General features: G+C 56.5%; 20 protein-coding genes. 10 read left to right on the top strand and 10 right to left on the bottom strand.

Annotated elements, in window-relative coordinates:
* Positions 1-6 precede the first annotated feature (6 nt).
* On the top strand, positions 7-3,213 hold the full coding sequence (locus tag DFT_RS04050) for an Npt1/Npt2 family nucleotide transporter (RefSeq protein WP_054029936.1): 3,207 nt from the start codon (positions 7-9) through the stop codon (positions 3,211-3,213).
* 37 nt (positions 3,214-3,250) lie between these two features.
* Here DFT_RS04050 and DFT_RS04045 read toward each other — a convergent pair whose 3' ends face one another.
* From DFT_RS04045 to DFT_RS04000, 9 genes are all read right to left on the bottom strand, one after another.
* The gene (locus DFT_RS04045; RefSeq protein ID WP_161807071.1) at positions 3,251-3,901 is read right to left on the bottom strand and encodes a PAS domain S-box protein; all 651 of its coding nucleotides are present in this window, start codon (positions 3,899-3,901) and stop codon (positions 3,251-3,253) included.
* Positions 3,868-4,380: a PAS domain-containing protein gene (locus DFT_RS04040; RefSeq protein WP_161807070.1), complete on the bottom strand. Its 513-nt coding sequence runs from the start codon at positions 4,378-4,380 to the stop codon at positions 3,868-3,870. The genes DFT_RS04045 and DFT_RS04040 overlap by 34 nt, the downstream gene beginning before the upstream one ends.
* Before the next feature lie 23 nt (positions 4,381-4,403).
* Positions 4,404-4,694, bottom strand: a complete 291-nt coding sequence (locus DFT_RS04035; RefSeq protein ID WP_054029933.1) for a hypothetical protein — start codon at positions 4,692-4,694, stop codon at positions 4,404-4,406.
* Positions 4,695-4,868: 174 nt separating this feature from the next.
* Entirely contained in the window at positions 4,869-5,204 is a 336-nt protein-coding gene (locus DFT_RS04030; RefSeq protein WP_054029932.1) for a DUF5320 domain-containing protein, read from the bottom strand.
* A 3-nt stretch (positions 5,205-5,207) separates the two neighbouring features.
* Positions 5,208-5,837, bottom strand: a complete 630-nt coding sequence (locus tag DFT_RS25405) for a NifB/NifX family molybdenum-iron cluster-binding protein (protein WP_152971847.1) — start codon at positions 5,835-5,837, stop codon at positions 5,208-5,210.
* A gap of 333 nt (positions 5,838-6,170) precedes the next feature.
* Positions 6,171-6,533 carry a hypothetical protein gene (locus DFT_RS04020; protein ID WP_054029930.1) on the bottom strand — a complete coding sequence of 121 codons (363 nt, stop codon included), beginning with the start codon at positions 6,531-6,533 and terminating at the stop codon, positions 6,171-6,173.
* Positions 6,534-6,673: 140 nt separating this feature from the next.
* Positions 6,674-7,993, bottom strand: a complete 1,320-nt coding sequence (locus DFT_RS24785; protein WP_083453306.1) for a (Fe-S)-binding protein — start codon at positions 7,991-7,993, stop codon at positions 6,674-6,676.
* A 284-nt stretch (positions 7,994-8,277) separates the two neighbouring features.
* Positions 8,278-9,669: a sigma-54 interaction domain-containing protein gene (locus DFT_RS04005; protein ID WP_054029927.1), complete on the bottom strand. Its 1,392-nt coding sequence runs from the start codon at positions 9,667-9,669 to the stop codon at positions 8,278-8,280.
* 240 nt (positions 9,670-9,909) lie between these two features.
* Positions 9,910-11,271: a sigma-54 interaction domain-containing protein gene (locus tag DFT_RS04000; RefSeq protein ID WP_054029926.1), complete on the bottom strand. Its 1,362-nt coding sequence runs from the start codon at positions 11,269-11,271 to the stop codon at positions 9,910-9,912.
* Positions 11,272-11,445: 174 nt separating this feature from the next.
* Here DFT_RS04000 and DFT_RS03995 point away from each other — a divergent pair, with 174 nt between their 5' ends.
* The 9 genes from DFT_RS03995 to DFT_RS03960 all read left to right on the top strand — a co-directional run bounded on the left by DFT_RS03995 (position 11,446) and on the right by DFT_RS03960 (position 17,117).
* Positions 11,446-11,823 (top strand): NifB/NifX family molybdenum-iron cluster-binding protein, encoded by a 378-nt coding sequence (locus DFT_RS03995; protein ID WP_054029925.1) that lies wholly within the window; start codon positions 11,446-11,448, stop codon positions 11,821-11,823.
* 60 nt (positions 11,824-11,883) lie between these two features.
* Entirely contained in the window at positions 11,884-12,813 is a 930-nt protein-coding gene (locus DFT_RS03990) for an Mrp/NBP35 family ATP-binding protein (RefSeq protein ID WP_054029924.1), read from the top strand.
* 56 nt (positions 12,814-12,869) lie between these two features.
* Positions 12,870-13,448: a class I SAM-dependent methyltransferase gene (locus DFT_RS03985; RefSeq protein WP_054029923.1), complete on the top strand. Its 579-nt coding sequence runs from the start codon at positions 12,870-12,872 to the stop codon at positions 13,446-13,448.
* A 16-nt stretch (positions 13,449-13,464) separates the two neighbouring features.
* Positions 13,465-13,875 carry a pyridoxamine 5'-phosphate oxidase family protein gene (locus tag DFT_RS03980; RefSeq protein ID WP_054029922.1) on the top strand — a complete coding sequence of 137 codons (411 nt, stop codon included), beginning with the start codon at positions 13,465-13,467 and terminating at the stop codon, positions 13,873-13,875.
* Positions 13,876-13,950: 75 nt separating this feature from the next.
* Positions 13,951-14,301 carry a DsrE family protein gene (locus DFT_RS03975; protein WP_054029921.1) on the top strand — a complete coding sequence of 117 codons (351 nt, stop codon included), beginning with the start codon at positions 13,951-13,953 and terminating at the stop codon, positions 14,299-14,301.
* A gap of 49 nt (positions 14,302-14,350) precedes the next feature.
* Positions 14,351-14,485, top strand: a complete 135-nt coding sequence (locus tag DFT_RS26925; protein WP_268750661.1) for a hypothetical protein — start codon at positions 14,351-14,353, stop codon at positions 14,483-14,485.
* Positions 14,486-14,530: 45 nt separating this feature from the next.
* Complete coding sequence (locus DFT_RS03970) at positions 14,531-15,706, top strand: FAD-dependent oxidoreductase (RefSeq protein ID WP_235506164.1); 1,176 nt, start codon at positions 14,531-14,533, stop codon at positions 15,704-15,706.
* A 16-nt stretch (positions 15,707-15,722) separates the two neighbouring features.
* Positions 15,723-16,136: a tRNA (N6-threonylcarbamoyladenosine(37)-N6)-methyltransferase TrmO gene (tsaA, locus tag DFT_RS03965; RefSeq protein WP_054029919.1), complete on the top strand. Its 414-nt coding sequence runs from the start codon at positions 15,723-15,725 to the stop codon at positions 16,134-16,136.
* Between the two features lie 15 nt (positions 16,137-16,151).
* Positions 16,152-17,117, top strand: coding sequence for an MBL fold metallo-hydrolase (locus DFT_RS03960; RefSeq protein WP_054029918.1), 966 nt, complete (start codon positions 16,152-16,154; stop codon positions 17,115-17,117).
* 174 nt (positions 17,118-17,291) lie between these two features.
* On the opposite strand, the gene DFT_RS03955 is transcribed toward DFT_RS03960, so the two are convergent.
* Positions 17,292-18,698: a YncE family protein gene (locus DFT_RS03955; RefSeq protein WP_161807069.1), complete on the bottom strand. Its 1,407-nt coding sequence runs from the start codon at positions 18,696-18,698 to the stop codon at positions 17,292-17,294.
* Positions 18,699-18,724 lie beyond the last annotated feature (26 nt).

The raw sequence follows: 18,724 nt of genomic DNA, 5'->3' as shown, positions 1-18,724 counted from the left end.
TTGAACATGCTCAAGCGCATCGCCCATTGGCTCGACGTTTACGACAAGGAGATCGGCCTGTTCCTCTGGACCCTGGCCCTGCTCTTTCTCGTACGCACCTCGGGCATGCTGCTCAACAATTATGCCGAAACGGCCTTCCTGAAGCGTTACGGCGTCGAGTTCATGCCGGTCGTCAACATGCTCAACGCCATCGTCACCGTGGTGGCCATGGGGATCATGGCCGGTTTCATGCAGAGCTTTCCGGGCCCCAACCTGCTGGCCGGCACCTTTCTTTTCACAGGCGCAAGCGTCATGGGGATGCGCCTGCTGATCCCGCTGGGTATCGACCTGGTCTACCCGATCCTCTTCATGCTCAAAGCCTTGTACGAGGTGTTGCTGGCCATGCTCTTCTGGAACTTGGCCAACGACCTGTTCAATACCCGGCAATCCAAACGGCTCTTTCCGCTGATCACGGCCGGCGGGGTCATTGGCCAGATCCTGGGCAGCTTCGGCACCCCCTGGCTGGTGCGCTGGTTCAATGTCGACAATCTGCTGGTGATCTATCTGATCATCAGCATCATCGGCGCCGGCGCAGTACGCGGCATGATGGGCCGGTTCCCCTCCATATTGAACGTCGAACCCAAAACGGGTCGGTCGAAAGAAAAAAAATCCATGATTCAGGAGATCAAAGCCGTGGCCCCGATGATGAAAGAGTCTCTGCTGCTGCGGCTGATGATCCTGCTGACCCTTATGCCCAACGTGGTGATCCCCATCATCAATTACCAGTTCAACTTCGCCGTGGACCGCACCTTTGCCACCGAATCGGGACTCATTCAATTTTTCGGCTATTTCCGGGGCGTACAAAACATCATCAGTTTGATCATACTGCTCTTCGTCGGAAAGATATACGGCCGATGGGGCCTGCCCGTGGCCCTGATGTTCCACCCGCTCAACTACATTTTCGCCTTTACAGCATTTTTGCTGCGGTTCGATGTGTTCTCGGCCATCTACGCCCGGATGTCCACGCAGATCATTCGCACGACGATCAACATACCGGCCAACGCGGTGGTGATGGGGTTGTTTCCCGAATCTTACCGCGCGATGGTGCGTCCTTTCTTGCGCGGAACGGTGGTGCGCATCGGCCTCTTTGTCGGCTCCGGGCTGATTCTGATCGGTGATCGTCTCTTTCATCCGCGCTATCTCTCCCTGGTGGCCCTGCCCTTCGTCCTGGGCTGGCTCCTTGCCCCTATTCTTCTCAAATTGCGCTACGCTGGTATCCTGTCCAGTCTGATCAAGGACAACCAGTTGGACCTGAAATCCATGGAAGAGAAAGATTTGGCGCAGCTGTTTCGAGAGCGTTCCATTCAAAACGAGCTGGCGGAAACGTTCCGCAATGCCGAGGAACGCGAGGTCGTCTGGTATGCCCGGTTGATGCAGCGCCTGAACGTACCGGATACCGACCGCTTGCTGATCGAGCGCCTGCCGAAGCTAGCCCCCGAGACTCAAATGGCGCTACTGGAATTGCTGACCCCCAATGTCGGTGCCAATGCATCCGCGCTGCTCTTGGATCTGGCGAACCGCAACAACCCGACCCTGACCTTGGCCGTATTGAAAACTGTTTACCGTTTGGGCACCGGCGCCACGGCGGCCTTCGATCGAACGGTCTTCATGGATCACCCGGACCCCATGATTCGGGCCTATGCCGTAGCCGGTTTGATGGCCCAGGCCCAGGAAACGGCGCGGGCGCATATCAAGGCATGGCTCGATGCCGAAGATGCCGACATGCGCAAGGCCGGTATCATCGCGGCCGGACTCTCACGGGACAAACGATTCTTGCCGGCGCTGAAAACGCGCCTCGAAGACGAAAGGGATCAGGCCTTGCTGCCGGAGATCATCGATGCCATGCACGCGACGGGCGAACATGACCTGAACCCCATCTTGGCCTCTTTTCTCAGACACAACGATCAGCGCGTTCGGCTGGCGGCCCTGGGCGCTTTCCACGTGACCGACAAATCCAGTCTCAAAACGGTTGTCGCCCTGCTCGCCGACCCGCTATCGGAAATTCGACATACTGCCGCAGAACGCATCGAGAGCGCCAGTTTCCAGGATGGGAAGACACTCATAAAGGCCTTGAATACGCCAAGCAAGCCCTCCCGTGAGCTTCTCTTCGACTTGCTGGACCGGCTGCAGATCAAGGACCCGGACCTGTTCCGCTTCGCCCGCAACCAGATCGAAGGCGCCTATAAATCCCTTGCCGAAACCAAGAGTTTGTCCAACCTGCCTAAAACCCCGGCACGGGAACTGCTTCTGGAGCACCTCGCGCAGCAGCGGATGGAGCTGGTCGAGAATGTGCTGCGCGTGCTCAGCATCGAAGACCGCAGCGGGCGCATGCGGATCATCGCCCGCGGCCTGCTGTCGCCCGACGCCAGACAACGGGGCAACAGCCAGGAAGCCATCGATGACATGATCGACCGGTCCCTGACCCGCATTTTACTGCCGCTGATCGATGAAAGACCCGTGGAACAGGTGCTGGCCATCGGCCGCAAGACGTTCAAAATCAGAAAATTCTCCAAAGACGGAACTGATCTCGTCCGGCACCTGCTGGACCGCTACGATTGGATGGCCGTATTGTTGGCGTTACAGCTCAACGCCGAATCGGAAAAGCCTTATGTCGGCCGATCCGAAATCGAACCTCTGGCCAACCACCTCAACCCCCATGTGCGCCGGTTGGCACGCCAGATCCTGTCATCATCTCCAATCGCAGAACCCAAGGAGGAAGGTTCCATGACCGAATCCCTTACCTTGCCCAAAATCATTCTATGGCTGAAAAGAATCGAGATCTTTGAACAGCTGTCAGTCAACGAGCTCGCGGCGGTCGCCTCGGTCACCGAAGAGATCGATTTCGCGGAAAATCATGAAGTGATCAAGGAGAACGATCAGGGTGACACCCTCTACCTGATTATCGAGGGACGGGTGTCCGTTTTCAAGCGGCAGGAAGATGGCAAAGAGATCGAACTGGACTACATGGATGCCGGCGACTATTTCGGTGAAATGGCCCTTTTTGAAGACCTTCCCCGCACGGCTACGATCCGCACGACAACCCCGTGCCGCATGCTGATGCTGCACAAGCAGGAATTCAAAGAGATGGTGCGCGAATATCCCCAGATCGCCCTCGCGATCTGCAGGGTACTCAGCGCCCGCATCCGGAAGCTGCACGCCAGAATGACCCAATAGACCCACTGTCCCTTATGCGATCGAACAAGGAGCCCATTCAGCCAAGATCCGCAGGTATTTCGGAAGATGCCGCTTCGATATCGATAATTTTCTTATCGCCCACGTAATCCTTGGTGGCATATTGGGTGATATTTTGAAACTTGATTATTTTTTTCTTCATCTGCTCGATGTTGTCCTTGAGCAGGCGGAACAATTTCACGTCACGTGGATTGCCGACCGCGGCAGGGGCCAATTTTTCACTACAGGTCATGACGACTTGCAGTGGATTGTTAAGTTCATGGCCGACGGCACCCGCCAGCTCGAGGACCGACAATAATTTTTCCTTGGCCAGACGCTCTTTTTCAACCTCTTTGCTTTTGGAAATATCCATAAAATAGCACAGGGCGGCCCTTCGCCCCTGATATTGGATCGATGTCGCGGTTTCCAGAATCCATTTGGGGCGACCGGATTTATCGTCGATGCAAAATTCGTATGGGAAAAACCGTTCGCCTTTGAGCATCTGGATGCAACATTCCCGAACACGTGTCTTGTGATTCTCCTGAACGATTTTCAGCGGCCTGGTCCCGATCAACTCTTCTTCAGTGTACCCTGTGATGCGCATGAATTCCGGGTTGACATATTTAAATGCGCCGTCCTGCACGATGTAAGAGCCGATCAGGGAGTTACGAATCGACAATTCAAACTCCATCTCGGCTTGCCTGCGCCAGGTATTGTCGCGGATGAACCCCTGACGGCCATCGGAGTGCCGGAAGGATCCCGAACGACGGTCCATCGATCGTGCATCACCCGAACGGACCCGTCGTCTTGCAGGAGACGATACTCTATCTCTCCGATGGGATTGGGGGAATTGAGAGACGCGGCCCTGGCTGCCCTGGCCTTTTCACGGTCATCGGGATGGATGCGCTGAAAAACGCTGCCGGGCGACAGAATTTTGGCTCCATTTTCTTCGATGGCGTACAAAGATAGAAACTGTTTGTTGAAAAACGAGAACGTCCTGGATTCGATGTCGTACTGATAGACGGCATCCTGGGAACGATCGGCAAGTTGTTTGAAATCTTCGGAAAGCTGACGGATGACGGTATTGTCCTGCCGTCTGGACGCCGCCAGGGCGCTCTCCAGCGCTTTCACCCTGGCTTCCAATTCTTCATAGGTCGGCTTTGCTGCCATTGGAATGATCGGCCCCATCTCTTTTATTGGTCGGGAAAAATATTTCTGCCATCCAAAACGATCCCGATGCGATCGTCTTCCTGTATCAGCAACACATAGGCATCGCTTTGGCCGGCCAATGGCGCATGACGACTGCGAAGATATTTAAAATCAAGGGATTCAAGCGCGCGTCGGGTCACTTCGATGGTCTGTTCGAGGCTCTGGCGCGTTTCCGGATCTGAACGAAAATAGAGCGATACCGCGCGGTTGTGCAGCCGTTTGATCTCGGTTTGGATACAGTGTCCGGAAAGGTCAAGTTCAAGCGAAAACGCCATTTGCCGCTGTCCTTGGGATATCGTCTTGCAAGTTGTCGATCGACGAACGGACGATCGGCTGATCGCCCGCGGCAGAACAGCCGCAAATTACCTTAGCGCAATTGCGGGCGGGCGTAAAGCCCGCCCTTGCGGCCGGTGGGGGCCGATGTCATGGGGTCGTGTGAATCGAATGTTTTAACTCTCTTCTGCAGCTTCCAAATCGGCCAGGCGCTGCTGTATGCGCTGCAGTTCAGACTGTAACAGATCCGCCTGACGCTTCAACGACTGTCGTTCCAACTCGGAAGAAGCCCCTTGCGCGTAAGACCCGTATCCGCCCCAATTCATCCTGCCGGCTCCGCCGCCTTGCCAGTACCGCCAACCGCCTCTCCGGCCGCGCCCCTGGAACATACCGTAGCCCCGCTTGGGCGCCAAATTGCCGTATCCGGGGGCTACCTCTCCGCTGCAATATCCCAGACCGCGACCGGTCATGGGTCCCAATCCCATTGGTCCGCTGCCATTTCCAGCTGGCATGTGTCACCTCCTTGGTTTTGAACTGTGATAGGAGGAACTGACCATCGCAGTGCCGCACGTGCGGCACTGCAACATGGTACAGGGCATCCCTGTTTGGCGGGGTTCCCGTCGCCCACATTTCGGACATAGACATTCTTCGACGCCGCCCGCTGAACGCACCGATCTACCCTGGCCATGGGGCTGACCTCGTCTGCGACCTCCCCCCCTGGGATGCTGTGTCTCCTCAGGCGCAAGAACCCATGCTCCCATGCCGATTGGAGCAGCGCCGCCCATCTTGCGATGGCGCCGTCCGCCATACCCCGGCATGGCGAAAGCGGCGTCTTCGATGGAACCTTTGAGCCAGGCGCCGATCACCTCCTGCAGATCTCCGGCCACGAAAGGAATGACCCGTATGGCCTGAGCAGCTAAAATCAATTGCAGAGAGCGAGAGATGGCCCCGCAGACCAGGCTTTCAATTTTCCATTGAACCAGGCACAGTACCTTCTGGGCCGGCAAGTCATCCTTGAATGTCTCCATTCGCTGTGACACGCGTCCGTCTTGATCGACTTCGACAATGCAGGCCGTTCGCGCAACATCGAAAACAGGGGCGATCCGGCTATTCCATGTAGTGAAGGCGGCGTTCATGGGAATCAATCGAGTCCTCCGATAACACATTACTAGCACGGCACGTGCCAACCTTCAGAAGGCCGGTCCGCATGGCTTAAATTAACGGGATGATTTGATTTTTTGGTTTTGAAAAAAAGAAGAATTAAAAGACGGTCATTCCAGATCAGCGACCATGGCCGCTGGAAGAGACGCAGGCCCGCGACCGTCAATGCTCTACCTAGTGTCCGTCCACAAATAGACAGATTGGGTTGAGATCAAGACGTGCGAAAAATTTTGCCGCAGGCAGATAGTTGATATTCGGAGGATAAAATTTTGAGCAGAATGCAGATATCAGGCAAATTGGCCATTTGTGGATGGGCGCTACTTTACGATTCTAAGGCGGGATTTGCCGGCCCGCCAACGTTCGATATCCCTGACGTGTTCCTCCAAATCGAGGCAGGCCAGACGAAACCAGCGGGCGCGGCCTCCCTTGGCAGGGTCGACCTGGGTCGCAAAAAGTTGAAAAATATTTTGCCCGGGCCCTTCACTCATCTCTCTGAGCAGCATCGCCAGCCGGCTGGCGGTTCGGTAGTAATCCGATACATCCACCGGGCCGCTGTTGATATCCCTCAAGAGATGTTTTAACGCGCGGTAGGTATCGTGATGCCTGAGAATCGCGTGCTCAGATCCCACCAATGCCTCTACTCTCTTCTGCTTTAGTTCTTCGAGTGTATAGGTGATCATGGAGCAACCTGAAACAGAAGGTAAGGAAGGCTCGAAGTGAAAACCTTCGAGCCTTCCGATCGATACAATTACTTCTGCCCTGCAATTCTTCCGGCGTTTTTACGCCAGGGAGATAAAAACACGACCTTTGAAATCAAAGTCTACATCGCGGTTTCGGGATGAAAGACATTAACCTCTTTCAAGTCATCGCGCAGGTATTCTCGCTCGTTTGGCCCCAAAATTCCGAGAGACAGGCAAATCAGTGTCCACAAATGCACGACGCCGTAACCGGCGCCGTAATGCTCACTCAGTTCATGGATCTGGGCATGGCAGTTATGGCATCCGGCGATGCAGTAATCCGCACCGGTCGTTTGAATCTGCTGATCTTTCAGCCGACCATACTCCAGGCGCGCCTCCTTATAGCCGGATTGGAGGAACCCGCCGCCGCCGCCGCAGCAGTAATTGTTCGAGCGGTTGGGCTCCATGTCGATGAAGTTGTCTTCGCCGACCACGGACTTGACGACGAAGCGCAGATCTTCGGCAATGGGGTCGCCATAACTCTTGCGAACGATCTGACACGGATCTTGGACGGTGAACTTGATTTTCAGATCCTTGTTCCAGTCGGAATTGACCTTCAGTTTGCCCTCGCGAATCCACTTGGCGTAGTATTCGTAGATGTTCTTGACCTCGAACTTGTGAGGAATGTTGTATTTTTTCAGTCCTGCCAGGACCGAGAAGGTAACGTGCCCTCACTCGGTATTGAGAAAGACGCGACACCCCAGGTCGTCGGCCTGCTTGGCCGCAGTGCTGGTGATGTGCTTCCAGGCATCGTCATCGGCCAGGAACATGCAGTAGTTCTCGCCGCCCCATCCCTTGGACCCATAGGTCCAATCGGCGCCGGCCAGGTGCAGGATTTTCCACAGGGGCACCATCTCGTCCGGTTCCGTGACCGGTTCGCGTGAATTCTGGTTGAGGAAAAACTCGGCCCCCTCCTTGTCGATGGGCGCCTCCATTTCGGCAAATTCCGGCTGGTTTTCCCGATACTCTTCCAGTACGTCCTCGACCACGAACTGGAAGTCTTCAGGCGAGGTACCCATGGCGCTGCAGCTGTCGTTGCGCAATGCCATGTCGCAAGACCCGAGAATGCCCTTGGGGCGCTCTTCCCTGGGCCACAGGGCGCGCGCGTTGAAAACCAACTGAGGAATATTGATTTTCATCGGGCAGACGTAGATGCATCGCTGGCACATGGAGCACATCCACACCCAATCCGATTTCCGGATCTCCTCATCCATTCCCAGGGCGGCCATGCGCAAAAACTTGCGCGGATCCATATTGTCGAGCCCGGTGGCCGGGCAACCGGACGAACAGGCACCGCACGTCAGGCACAGGTTCAAGTTCCCGCCATCGGGCAGGATCTCCTTCACTTTTTCCAAAAAGGTCTGATTTTTTTTCACGCCGAGCGTGATCGGCTGTTGCGTCATGCGCTGATTTCCTCCTCCTTCGTAAGAAGTGTGATAAAGGTTGCCGCATTTATCTGCCAGGCGGTGCACTCCTATGCCTGATAGCGAGCGACGCTTATAGGTCTTTAAAGTGTTTAGCATTCGGCATGCCAAAGCGCGGCCTATTGCGTGATTTAATTTATCCAACTGTATTAATTATTTTTTGCATCGGCTGGAACTCTATGCAGGGAAGATCACGGTAGCAAAAAAGCGCCCTCCAACTTGGCGTACAGTCGCTGAAATAAGACTGTATCGACTCCCCGTTCTCATCCCTGTTTCTTGCTGCTCATGGAGCGGCCATCCTGCTCCGGCAGATTGATGCCGAGTCGCTTGATAATGCGAAAAAGGGTGCTTTTATGAATACCGAGGGCCCGGGCGGCGGCCAGGCGGTTGTAACCGTTTTGCTCCAATGCGGTTCGGACGGTCTGGCTGTCGATCAAATTGCGCGCCTCCTTTATGCCCGAAGGCAGCAGGCCGCCGGGTCTGCGGTGGGAGGTCAACTCGTCGGGCAGATGCTCCATGCCGATCACCTCCTTATTGCACAGGACGAACGCGCGCTCGATCACGTTTTCCAGCTCACGGACATTTCCAGGCCACTCGTGGGCCATCATGAGCGACAAGGCTTCGGGCGCGATCCCTTTGATCTCCTTGCGCTGCAGGCGGTTGAAACGCTCAACGAACTGTTCGGCCAGCAGGGGGATATCCTCCTTTCGGCGCCGCAGGGGGGGCAGTTCGACCCGTACCACGTTGACACGATAGTAGAGATCTTCCCGAAACGACCCCTGGCGCATCTCCATGGCCAGGTCCTTGTTGCTGGCGACGATAATGCGGACATCGGCCATTTCCGAGGCCGTCGCCCCGAGTGGCTCGAAGGTCCTCTCCTGCAAGACCCGCAGCAGGCGCACCTGCAGGGCCGGGCTCACTTCGCCGATTTCATCCAGCAGCAGGGTTCCCCCCTTGGCCATGGCGAATCGTCCAGGCTTGTCCTTGTTGGCACCGGTAAACGCACCGGCTTTGTAGCCGAAGAGCTCGGACTCCAGCAGCGTATCGGGAAGGGCGCCACAGTTGACGGCCACAAAGGGACCGTTGCGCCTGGGGCTGAGCGAGTGAATGGTACTGGCCATGAGTTCCTTGCCGGTTCCGGTTTCCCCGAGAATCAGGACCGTGCTCGGACTGGCGGCAATGGCCGGCAGCACTTCAAACACCCGCTGCATCAGCGGGCTGCGACTGACGATATCGCCCACTCTGGACCGTCCGGCGAGCTCCTGACGCAGGGTTTCGACTTCGCTCAAGTCCCGGAAGGTTTCGGCCCCCCCGACAATACGCCCCTCTGCATCGCGCAGAACGGCCGTGGAAACGCTGATCGGGATCCTGGCCTGGTTGGCATCGATGATATAGCCGGACTTTCCGATGATCGGTCTTTTGTTTTTCAGAGTCTGGAAAAGCGGGCACTCCGTTTCACACATGCTCGAGCGAAACACCTCGGAACAGCGCCGACCGATGGCCTGGGCGCGAGGAATTCCGGTAATGGCTTCTGCCGCGCTGTTAAACGAGGTAATCCGCCAATGCTCGTCCACCGTAAAGACGCCATCGGAGATGCTCTCAAGGATTGCATCGGTCATTGTCGCTGGAGCGACTTGCGCCTTGCGATTGGGCATAGGTCTAAAACTCCGTTGAAAGAACCGGCGAGCGTTCATCAACACGTTGGCTGCCGGATGGCACAAAGACCATCAGCAATTTGCATGCCTACTGCTAAACCAGATTTATCCATCTAATTTTATATTTAAAATTATTCATAGGAGCAAATTGGCAACCGTACCAGTATTGCAATTTGCAATTCTAAACCCACATCCTTGAAACAGGCAAACGGGTATGGAGAGGTTTCTTTAGGTTGGTGCTCAATTCCTTCTACTGCGACCATCGGTTTCCGGCACTTCGATACCCAGGGACTTGATTTTTCGATAGAGCGTGGAAACGTCGATGCCCAGGTCCTTGGCCGCTTCCCGGCGATTGCCGTTATGGTATTTCAAGGTCTGGCGAATGAACTGCCGCTCCATGCTCTTCAAGTTCACCGGGCCACCCGTATCTCTGCGGGCAAGGGTTTCGGACCGGAGTTCAGGCGGCAGATGATGCATCTCGATCATGCCGCCGCGACACAGCACGAAGGCCTGCTCGATGATGTTTTCCAGTTCGCGTACGTTTCCCGGGAAATCGTGTTCCATGAGCCGGGAGACCACCTCCACCGACACGCCGGCGATGTCCTTTCCCTGCAAACGGTTGTATTTTTTGACGAAATGATCGATCAAGAGGGGAATATCCTCCCGCCGCTGCCGGAGCATGGGCAACACCAGATGGATCACCCGGATTCGATAGTAGAGATCCTGGCGGAAAGCGCCGCTTTTAACCAGTCCGGCCAGGTCCTTATTGGTTGCGGCCAGCACTCGGATATCCACCGTTTTGGGCCGCACGGCACCCAATGGCTCAATGACATGGTTTTGAAGCACCCGCAGCAGCCGTGTCTGCATGGCCTGCGAGATGTCTCCGATCTCGTCGAGAAAAATGGTCCCCCCATCGGCCATCTCGAAACGGCCGGCCTTGTCGCGCCGGGCATCGGTGAAAGCACCGGCCTTATGCCCGAAAAGTTCGCTTTCCAGTAGCGTATCGGGCAGGGCAGCGCAATTGACGGCCACAAAACGATGCTTGGCGCGGGGCGACAAATTGTGAATGGCACGCGCAAAAAGCTCCTTGCCGGTACCGCTGGGGCCTTCGATCAAGACGGTGCTGCTGCTTTCGGCGATCTGTGGCAGAACCTTGAATACTTGCATCATGGCATCGCTGCGGCCGACAATATCCTCAAAGGTATAACGGCTTTCCAGCTCTTTCTGCAGTTCTTCGACCTGGCTCAGATCCTGGAAGGTTTCGACCCCGCCGATCACTCTTCCGCGCCGGTCCCTGAGAATGGCGGTGGATATGCGAATGGGTACCCGGCGCCCCTGGTTGGTCACGATATGCGCGGTGGCATTGACGATCGGTCGACCCGTATCGAAAGTCTGCCGCAAGGCACACGCCTTTTCACAAATATCGGCATGAAAAACGTCACAGCATGCCTTTCCTATGGCATCACTGCGCATGATGCCGGTAATCTGCTCTGCGGCCCGATTGAATGCGGTGATCCGCCACTGCGAATCCACCGTAAAAACACCCTCATTGACCGAATCGAGAATCACATCCCGATGATGCGCTTCCTTGTCATCGTGCATGGCACCTCCCTGAACCAATTAACTCATGCAATTTACCAGAATACCAGGTCGGCTAATGTTGCATATTGCATCGTTGTTTACAATCCATATTCTGCCTTGCAGCCTCCAAATCCACATGCCGCGGCCCAATTTCATCCGAACACCCCCTGGCACGCCTGTTGCTCCACCCACGCCATGCGAATTGCCGTATCACAATGGAATGGCCGCGTTTCACCGGTTTTCGATGTCTCCGAACGGCTCTTGCTGGTCGACACGGCGGAACATCAAGAAATCACGAGGGAAAGCGTCTACCTGACGAGCGTGGGGCCGTTTGGCCGGATCAAGGAGTTGGCGCAGATCGGCGTGAATATCCTGATCTGCGGCGCCATCAGTTTCGCCTTGGAAAGTGCGCTCAAGCATGCTGGCATCCGCGTTATCGGATTCACATGCGGCGAGGTGGATGCGGTGATCGCCGCGTTTCAAAAAGGCTGCCTGGGAAACGCCTGCTTTCGCATGCCGGGACTGACCGGCAATGCTCATGCTCAGAGCCAGAGTTCACATCCAGCCGGCTGATCAGACGGTTCAACCTGTTTTTTAATATAAATCATCTTACAAAAATGGAGTCATCGGCACGTGGAATCAACATCGCAAGACACAAAGAACAAAGACGCATCGGGCTGCAGCAGTTGTGGTGATAAAAGCTGCTCTGCGAAGAACCCCCAGAAAGGGGAAAGTGAAAAGGACTTCCAGGACCGGCAAAAATTGCAGTCACGGCTCTGTCGGATCCAACGCAAAATCGTGGTTCTCTCGGGCAAGGGCGGCGTCGGGAAAAGCACGGTCGCCGTCAACTTGGCCATGGCCCTGGTCATGGAAGGAAAGAAGGTCGGCCTGTTGGATGTGGACATTCACGGCCCCAGCGTTCCCACCATGCTCGGCATCGAGTTACAAGGAGTTCAGGGAGATGGCGAAAATCTCCTCCCGGTGAACGTAAAGGGCTTGAAAGTGATGAGTGCCGGCTTTTTTCTGCAAAAACAGGACGATGCCATTATCTGGCGTGGTCCCATGAAAATGATCGCCATCAAGCAGTTCCTAAAAGATGTGGCCTGGGGGGACCTGGACTATCTAATCATCGACTCGCCCCCGGGTACCGGTGACGAACCTCTTTCGGTCTGCCAACTGATCGGTCATCTGGATGGCGCCGTCGTCGTGACCACGCCCCAGAAGGTGTCGGCCGTGGATGTTCGCAAGTCGGTCACCTTCTGCCGTCAATTGAATGTGCCCGTATTGGGCATCGTCGAGAACATGAGCGGCTTTGTGTGCCCGAAGTGCGGTGAAGTCACGCACATTTTTTCTTCGGGCGGCGGCCGGAACATTGCCAGCAGCATGAACGTGCCTTTTCTGGGATCCATTCCCATCGATCCGCAAATCGCAATGGCCTGTGACAGCGGACAATCGTTTGTATCGGCTTTCGTCACATCGCCGACCGCAACCATCATGCGAGAGATCGTGCCGGCCATTGAGTTCCCCCGCCCTGCGGGTCATACCGCCCAGAAGGCCGTGTGATCCCAAAATGAAAAAACAGGGTTGCTTCAGAGGTTGGAAATTGGAAATAATGCACTATGCCGAACATTGATGGGGTGCCACCGGATCGACCCCTAAGAGTGATCATAGGTGCCGGAGGACAATCCTGGCCCGGCTGGATCGCTACCGACAAGACTTCGCTGGACCTGCTGCGCCCCGAGCTATGGAACTCGTTCTTCGGAGAGCGACGGGCCGAAGCGTTTTTATGCGAACACGTGTGGGAACACCTGACCGAGGATGAGGGCCGGGCAGCCGCGGAGTTGTGTTATTCTTGGCTCAAACCGGGAGGATATTTGCGTTGCGCCGTGCCTGACGGGAACTTTCCCGATCCCGACTACCAGCGCCATGCGAGGGTGGGAGGACCGGGGCCGGCCGATCATCCGGCCGCCGACCACAAGGTTCTGTATGACTACCACCGCTTTTCAAAGCTCTTCGAGCACGCCGGTTTTCAGGTGGATCTGTTGGAATATTGCGACGAACGGGGCCGCTTTCATTACCATCAGTGGTCCATCCAAGATGGCCCGGTCTACCGGTCCCTGCTTCTGGACCACCGCAACCGGGAAGGCAAAATCAACAACGTGTCGCTGATCGTCGATGCGTACAAACCACTGGAATAAAATGAGGAGAAGACACATGGCGAAAATGACCCAACGCATCCAGGAACTCTTCACGAAAGTCCGTACCGCGGTTCTCATCACGGCCACACCCGACGGCACCCCCAATGGGGTCCCGGTAGGTGCAAAGAAAATTCTCGATGATGAAACGGTTCTCATATCCGACCAGTTTTTCGGCAAGACCCTGCAAAACATGAAAAGCAACCCGCACGTTGCCGTCACGTTCTGGGAAGGCCACGAAGGCTACCAACTGAAGGGAAGCGTTACCATCGAAACTTCAGGCCCGCGTTTTGAAGAGACCGCCCGTTGGATCGAGGAAATGAGCAACAAAGCCGGTTTTCCCCTGAAATCCAAGGGAGCCGTCATCATGCAGGTCGAAGAAATCTACGCTGTGGCGCCGGGCCCAGGGGCCGGCAAGCGATTGGCCTGATCGTGCCCATTAGGTGAAATAGAAAAAAGCATTCGCAGATGACAAATCCTGAAGCCAAAGAAAGGAGCGCTTGAGATGGCCAATTTTCTATTTGTTTTGAGTAAAGACGACAACGAATCCGCCACCCGCTGCTTCCAATTTGCCAAAATCGCCCACTCCAAGGGGCATCATGTGGACCTTTTTTTCATCGACAGCGGCGTGATGTGGGCCAACCAGGAAAGGGAGCTCTCCCAAAGAACGGATACCGGGGACTGTCCGCAGGACTATCTGCCCTACCTCGTTGAAAATGAAGTTAAAATAGGCATTTGCACGCCGTGCGCCAAAAACCGCAAAGTCGATGAGGCCCTGTTTTATTCCAACATGCAGCTCGATGGTGGGCCGCATCTGATTGACATGGCGGCGGAGGCGAAAGTGTTCAATTTTTAATCACGGCCCATCTATGATTTTTGCTTAATCGGCCAAAAGGAGGCAACCTATGAAAAAAGGTGAAAGGCTCATCATCGTGGGATGCAGCGGCGCCGGGGGGCCGTGCGCCATGCTGGCTAAAAAACTGATGCCGGAGGTGGACGTCACCGTCATTCGCAAAGAGCAGTATTTCATCGTCAGGTGAGCGCTTCCCCATGTCGTGGCCGGTCTGGCCGCGGAAGACGCGATCGTGGTTCCCGATCAAAACCTGAGAAACGCCGGGATCGATGTGATCGAAGGCGAGGTGGTTCGGGTGGATGCATCCGGTCGCAAGGTGACGCTGGCCAATGGCGACACCCTTGACTATCACAAGCTGTTTCTCGCCACGGGGGCCAGCCCGATGGTGCCCCCCATCGAAGGCCGGGATCTCGAAGGGGTCATGACCTTGCGGGGCTTGCCGGACGCTTGCAGGATCAAAAATTACTTCCTGGAGAAAAAACCCAGGAGAATACTTTTCATCGGCGCCGGTTTTATCACCCTGGAGGTGGCCTCCCTGTTGGCCGCAACGGCCAAGGATAAAATGGACATCACCATCGTGGAACTGATGGACCGGCCGTTGCCGCTCATGCTGGACATGGATATGGCCTCCCTGGTCAAAACCCACCTGGAAGAAAAAGGGCTCAGGGTCATGACCGGCGAGAAGGTAGAAAAAATCATCGGCACGGCGGACAAGGTGTCTGGCGTGCTTCTTGCCTCCGGCAAAGAGCTGCCCGCCGACATGGTCTTCATGAACATCGGCACCCGGCCCAACGTGGAACTGGCCACGGAGATCGGCCTGGAGGTCGGCCGTTTCGGCATCAAGGTCAACCCGTACCAGGAGACTTCCGATCCGCACATTCTGGCGGGAGGCGATTGCGTGGAAAAATTTCACTTCATTACCGGCAAACCGGTGCCCGGTCAGTTGCGCGGTCCGGCCGTCATTCAGGGGCGGTTGGCCGCCAAACGGCTGGCCGGTTACGCCATTCCTTTTCCCGGCGTCCTGAATGCCGGCGGATGCCAGTTCTTCGAACGGGTGGCCACCTCCACGGGATTAACCGAAGAGGAGGCGAAGAGGGAAGGCTTCGATACCATTACGGCCACAGTGGATTCGAGAAGCAAGCACGGCATGATTCCCGGGGTGCAGCCTTGGCGCATCAAGCTGGTGTTCGATAAGAAGACCGAAAAATTGATCGGTGGCCAGATCGTGGCCCACACCGTTGCATCTGCCAAATCCATCGATACGGTCAACGCGCTGATCTGGGGGGGAAAAACCATGTCGGATCTGACCACCCACATGTGCGCCTGCAATCCGGACATCTCTTCCGAGCCTAGTTTGGAACCGATCTCCATAGCGGGCGAACAGGCCTTGCAGAAACTGAAGGCCTGAAGGATAGACCCACACCATGTCCATTGTCTTCAACGCCATCGGAACCATCGAACGGGATCCCGGAGAACAAGCCACCCCGCGGCATCACACCCTGTCGGATGTGGAGGGGTGGCTCAATATCCTTCCCGAATATGAAGCCGGCGTGAGCGACATCACTCCAGGCCAGCGCATCGTGGTGCTGTTTCACTTTGACCGCAGTCCCCCCTTCACGCCGGAGCTGCTCCGCCAGACGCCGCCCCATCGGGACGCCCCTCTTGGCGTCTTCAGTATCTGTTCCCCCAGGCGGCCCAATGCCATCGGCATGTCGATCGTGGAGGTATTGAAGGTCGATGGTTGCCGTATCCGGGTCAAGGGGCTCGATACGCTGGACGGCACGCCGATCCTGGACATCAAACCCTATTTCCCCTTGGAAGATGGTCAACGGCATTGATGAAAGGAGTCGCAAATGACGCAAATCCAACTGCCTGATATCGACCACGCCGAAGTCACGTTTCTCGTGGACAATTACACCGACCTGCTGGCCCCGGACACGGACAGCATCAAAAGAATGCGGCTCCCTCCGCCGAGTGCCCCCAAGGCGGAACATGGACTTTCCTACCTGGTGACCGTCCAGTCCGGCGAGCGGCGTCACACCATCATGATGGACGCCGGCATTTCCGGAGAGTGCCTCAATCACAACGCCGCCTTGCTGCCGTCAAGCCTGGCGGGCAGATTCGGTGTCGTCAAACACAGAATCGAAGATGTGGAGAGCATGGTTCTGAGCCACGGTCACTTCGACCATTTCGGTGGCTTAAGTCTGTTTTTCCAGAAACTCGGCCGGCGGCTGCCCCTGGTGCTGCATCCCGGCGCCTTCGTGGAACGCAGGATCAAGCTCGGGCCGGAAACCTATGTGCCCATGCCCTCGCTGAACGAAGCCGAGCTCAGGGAGGCCGGTGCAGATCTCGACATGCGCAGCGCCCCCTCCACGGTAGCCGGCGGCCTGATTCTGGTCTCCGGCACGGTGGAACGGACCACGGCTTTCGAGACCGGGTCGCCCGGTTTGGAATCGAAGCAGGATGGCGAATGGAAAGCGGACCTGTTCGAAGACGACCAGGCCATCGCGTTCCGATTGAAAAACAAGGGCCTGGTGGTGTTGGGCGGATGTTCACACTCGGGCATCATCAACACGGTCAAACACCTGGCCAAGACCAGTGGTACAGAGAAGATTCACGCCGTGCTCGGGGGATTTCATTTGAGCGGCATGAGCGAACCGCTGATCGAACCGACCGTGGCGGCCATGCAGGCCATTCAACCGGATTTGATCGTGCCCACGCACTGTACCGGCTGGAAGGCGATTAACGCATTTGAACGGGCCATGCCCGGTCGCTTCGTGCTCAATACCGTGGGGACGACGTTTCTGTTCGGACAATAGAGGACAATAGATAGATCCGCAAAAAACGAATTGCATGCCGCCGGGACACTCGATGGCCGGCTCGGCCACTGGCACCCCCCATTGGTCTCGTCATTCGGACAACCGGCGGCATGCTTTCCCACCGCAAGATTCAATTCCCGTGGATTCATATAAGGCCGTTTCCGGACGGCGCCGTCACTCTTGAAGCAGGACGCCGATGAAACACCATGAGAAGCTGTCCTCGGATGCGGTGGTTTCCGCACTCGCGGACGCAGAATCAGAGTCGGTGGTTTCATTGAATGCAGACAGGCGATAGGCGTAGATCGTTTCGCGGGAAAGCCCGATGTCGGTGTACGTGGTGGTGTTGGCCGGCAATTCCGCGATCTGCAGGAATGCGGTGTCCCCTTCCTTCCGACGTTCCAGCACGAACCCCAGTTCGTCCGCACTGTTGTCCGTCCAAGTCAGGTCGATCCGGCTGCCGGATATAGCCAGACCGCTCAATTCCGATGGCGCAGTGGGAGGCGTGCCGCCGATAAAAGCGCCCAGGGCTACGGCGAGGCTGGTCTGGCCCCTGATGAATTCGGTGACCGTATCCTGGCTCACGTCGATTTTCCGAATGGTGTCATCGATGTCCGTGCAGACCACATATGCGAAATCACCGTTGCGCGGCGCAGCGACGCCCAGCTGGCCGGAACCGACCGCATACGTGGCGTGAATGGCCTGTGCAATCGCATCGATCACGGTGACGGAGTTCCTGTTGCTGTTGGTCACGTAGACATAATCGCCTCTCGATCCGACAGCCACGCCCCAGGGCACGCCGATGATGCCGATTCGCTCGATGACCGAGCGATCGCTGGTCCGGATGACGGCCACGTTGGCGCTGCTCTGATTGGCCACATAGACATAGCGGCCGTCGGGGGTTCCTGCAATACCGGTCGGACCGCCGCTGAAGCCACCGCCCCCGATGGATGGGACGGTTTCCGTGGTGATGCCGTCCGCCGCCGAATCGACAATGACCGTCACGCTGCCATCCAAAAAGTTAGAGACGAAAACCAGGGTCCGATCAGAATCCGCATCGTGGACCGCATCGATTCCCCATGGTCCGTCGCCGACCGCGATGGCCGCGCCGACCACCTGAAACGTCGTCAAATCGATTTTGGAAACGGTGTCGTCCTCATAATTGGCCACATAGGCATAATCCCCGGAAGGTGCTATCGCGACGCCCTGGGGAAAGTCGCCGACTGGGATCGGCGCCCGGCTGTAGGTCAAGCCGGAGCCAAAATCCGCGTTGTTGATCCGCAGCACGCTGTCGTTCGACTCGCAGGTGACCAGGACAAAGCTGCCATCGGGCATCACCGCCGAACCGTGTGGATGGCAAACCGCGCCGGCCGGCAAGGCTGCGGAGATGTCGAGAGATGCCACAGCACCGTCGCTGGCCCGCACGCGGATGACCCGGTCATCGTCGTAGCTCGGAATATAGGCGTAGGTGACGGCCCCGGCTGCCGTGGCCGCCGACAGAACCAGCAGGAGTGAGAACAATTGTACTGTCAACGATAGAATCGTCTGTGGGATCATTCCTGTGATCAAAGGGGAGTGCTTCATGACCATGCCTCGACGAAAACGCCCGA

The sequence above is a fragment of the Desulfatitalea tepidiphila genome (assembly GCF_001293685.1).
In the GTDB taxonomy this organism is placed as follows: Bacteria; Desulfobacterota; Desulfobacteria; order Desulfobacterales; family Desulfosarcinaceae; genus Desulfatitalea; species Desulfatitalea tepidiphila.
This window is presented reverse-complemented; position numbering and strand designations above follow the sequence as displayed.